Below are 351 nucleotides of genomic sequence, written 5' to 3' on the forward strand. Positions count from 1 at the left end.
CCCTTAATTGGGCGTTAGCTATTGTTTTATTCAGCAGCAAGGAAATTAAAGATGTCAAAGTATCAATTTTTCTGTAAACCAAATTCAAATCGTAATGAATTTACTTATCTGGATATGAGTTCAGAAACTTATTTTTTTGAAAAGGAAGAACTCTTGATAACGGGGTTAGAAGTGGAAGGTGATACGATTTATGCTTCTTCTCCAGAAGAGGCTATTGATAAATTCAAATCAAATTTTTGTGAGCCTTTGAAGGATTATGCAAATTCAAATGTTGCAGGTGGATTGGCGACATTCATTTTTGAATCATTCAAATCAGTCACTGGGAAAAAATAGCTAACAAACGGCTCAAGA

1 protein-coding gene is annotated in these 351 nt (G+C 33.6%); it reads left to right on the forward strand.

Annotated elements, in window-relative coordinates:
- Positions 1-51: 51 nt before the first annotated feature.
- Positions 52-333 (forward strand): hypothetical protein, encoded by a 282-nt coding sequence (locus PL85_RS18580; protein WP_115340148.1) that lies wholly within the window; start codon positions 52-54, stop codon positions 331-333.
- Positions 334-351: the final 18 nt, after the last annotated feature.

Source organism: Vibrio anguillarum, from assembly GCF_001989995.2.
GTDB lineage: Bacteria > Pseudomonadota > Gammaproteobacteria > Enterobacterales > Vibrionaceae > Vibrio > Vibrio anguillarum.